This is a genomic window from Streptomyces katrae (genome assembly GCF_000966975.1).
Classification (GTDB): domain Bacteria; phylum Actinomycetota; class Actinomycetes; order Streptomycetales; family Streptomycetaceae; genus Streptomyces; species Streptomyces katrae.
In genome coordinates, this window is sequence record NZ_JZWV01001165.1 from 1 (window position 1) to 2,965 (window position 2,965).

Annotated in this window: 2 protein-coding genes; both read right to left on the reverse strand. The window is 74.3% G+C overall.

What is annotated here, in order from left to right:
- On the reverse strand, window positions 1-1,316 hold a 1,316-nt coding region (locus tag VR44_RS34230), incomplete at its 3' end, for an MFS transporter (protein WP_052713966.1).
- Between the two features lie 47 nt (window positions 1,317-1,363).
- On the reverse strand, window positions 1,364-2,965 hold a 1,602-nt coding region (locus tag VR44_RS34235; RefSeq protein ID WP_211275182.1), incomplete at its 5' end, for an amino acid adenylation domain-containing protein.

Here is a 2,965-nt window from a genome sequence, read left to right on the forward strand (position 1 = left end):
CCGATCTCGGCCCCGGTCCCGGTCCCGGCCCCGGTCCCGGACCCGGCCACCGGGGCATCGTCCTCGAACGTGCGCATCCGCCGCAGCGGGGAACAGAGCAGGACCAGCGGGGCCGCCGACAGGGCCGCGGCGCACACCCACAGTGCGTCCCGCACGCCCAGGAGGTCACCGAGGAGTCCCGCCAGCAGGCCGCTCAGGGGCAGTACGCCCCACACCAGGAAGCGCATGGTGGCGGTCATCCGACCGAGCAGGTGCGGCGGGCAGACCGTCTGCCGGTAGGTGACCTGGCAGATGTTGTACAGGGTGACGCCGGCCGACTGGACGAGCGATCCGAGCACGAACAGGCCGATCCGCCAGTCCTTGTCGGCCAGCGGGAGCAACAGCCCGAAGGGCATCGTCACCAGCAGGGACAGCCACGTGAGCCGGGCCGCTCCGACGGCCCGGGTCACCCGGTCCGCGGCGGTGGCGGCCAGCACCGAGCCGATCGTGGCCGTCGTCAGCACCCAGCCGACGGCCGCGGGCGGCAGCCCCACGGTCCGGGTCAGGAAGAGCACCTCGATGGCCATCACCGCGCTGAGGAACAGGTTCACCGCGGCCGTGTTCAGGGCGATGAGCCGCAGGATCCGGTGGCTCAGGACGTAGCCGAGCCCTTCGCGGATGTCACGCAGCAGGTGCCGGCGCGGGGCCGGTTCCGGCTTCTCCTCCCGGGCCCCGATGCGGCCCAGCAGGACCACGGAGACCAGCGAGGTGACGGCCTGCCCGGCCAGCGTCCCGGCCGCGCCCAGCAGTTGCACCAGGAAGCCGGCGACGCCGGGTCCGGCGAACTCGGCCCCCGAACGCACCGTCTCCAACTTCGAGTTGCCCGCGATCAGCGTGTTCTTGCCGATGAGGGTCGGCAGATAGCTCTGATCCGCCACGTCGCCGAACAGCCGGGCGCAGCCCAACAGCAGGGCGACCACGTACAGCAGCGGCATCGAGTGCAGGTCCAGCAGGTAGGCCACCGGCAGCGCCGTGAGCAGGAGGGTGCGTGCGAGGTCGGCGGCCATCATCACGCGGCGCTTGCGCATCCGGTCCACCCAGGCCCCGGCGGGCAGGCCCAGCAGCAGGAACGCCGCGTGTTCCGCCGCGGACAGCAGACCCGCCTGCATCGCCGAGGCGTCGAGGGTGAGCACCGCCATGAGCGGCAGGGCCACGTACGTGATGCTGCCGCCCAGCTCGTTGCAGATGTGCGAGGACATGAAGAGACGGAAGTCCCTGCGCTGCCGGCGCTCCACGGCCTGACCGGTTTCGGTGGACTCGTCGGTGGTGACGGACACGGGTGCGTTCCTTGTCTGGACGCGGACGGGGTCCGCGGGATGCGGGTTCATCGGAGGGCGGGCGCGGGGAGCGCCTTGGGGTCGAGCTTGCCGCCCGGGGTCCGGGGCAGCCGCTCCATCAGTGTCACCGCGGCGGGTACGAGGTACCCGGGCATCCTGGCCAGAAGGTGACGGCGCAGTTCGTCCGGGGTGAGGGGGCTGCCGACCGTGACGGCGGCCCAGGCGGCGAGCTGCGGTCCGGCGGCCGCCGCGACCGCGCGCACGACCACGTCGACGATGTCGGGGTGGGTGGCCACGGCCGCCTCCACCTCCTTGAGTTCGACGCGGTGGCCGCGGATCTTGACCTGGTCGTCGGCGCGCCCGAGGAAGACGAGCGGGCCGCCGGGAGCGCGGGTGACCCGGTCGCCCGTGCGGTACATGCGCTCGCCCGGGGCCTCGGCGAAGGGGTCGGCGACGAACCGCTCGGAGGTCAGGCCCGGCCGGCCGTGGTAGCCGCGCGCCAGGCAGGAACCCGCCAGGTACAGCTCGCCCGCGGCGCCGGGGGCCGCCTCGCGCAGCTCCTCGTCGAGGACGTACGCCCGTACGCCGGCCAGGGGTTCGCCGAGCGGGATCAGCTCCTCGCCGGTGAAGCCGGCGAGTTCGGCCGGGGCCGGCTCGTAGGAGGTGGCGGTGATCGTGGACTCGGTGAGGCCGTAGCAGCTGATCACCGGGGGGTGGCCGGCCGTCGTCCAGCGCGTGAGGTCCGCGGTGCGTCCCGCGTCGCTGCCGATCACCACGCGGCGCAGTGCGGACGGCAGCGGCCGGGGGGCGCGCTCCAGGTCCTTGGCCCACTGCGACCAGTACGGGGTGGGCAGGTTGACGACGCTGATCCGCTCCGCGGCCAGGAACGGCTCCAGTTCGGCGGGCGAGAGGACGTTGTCCTTGACGAAGACGGCCGCGCCGCCCGTGCACCAGGTGGGCAGGGCCTCCTCCAGGCTGACGTCGAAGGCGGGGGCCGCGAACTGCAGGACCGCGTCCTGGTCGGTCAGCCCGTAGCGTCCGGCCAGGGTGGCGACCTGTGCGGCGAGTCCGGCGTGGCCGACCGCCACGGGCTTGGGCTGCCCGGTGGAGCCGGAGGTGAAGAGCACGTAGGCGAGGGACCCCGGTGCCACGTCGGCGGGCGGGGCCGCCGACGTGGGGGCCGCCGTCGTGGTGGACGCCCAGAACAGCTCGCTCCCGGTGCGGCGTTGCAGCATCGCGGCGGCGTGGGTGTCGGGGGCGACGGCGTGCCGGGTGCCCGCGGCCCGCAGCAGGGTGCGCAGCCGCTCGTCGGGGGCGTCGAGATCCACCAGGAGGGGGGCCGCGCCGGCGTACCAGATGCCCAGCAGACCCACCGCCCAGTGGACGCCGCGGCGCGCCCCCAGGAGCACGGTGTCCTCCGGCCCGGCGCCGGCCGCGCGCAGCTCCTCGGCCACCGCGCGTGCCCGGCGGTCGAACTGGCGGTACGTCAGCTCCCCCTCGGGTGCGCGGACCGCGGTGGCCTCGGGTGTGAGCCCCGCCCGGTGCGCGATGCGCAGGGGCACGGGGATGGTCTCGGTCGGGCTCATGGTGGTGGTGTCTCCTGGGGGTGCGGTCGGGCTCTTCGCGGCGCGGTCGGACCTGGTCGGACC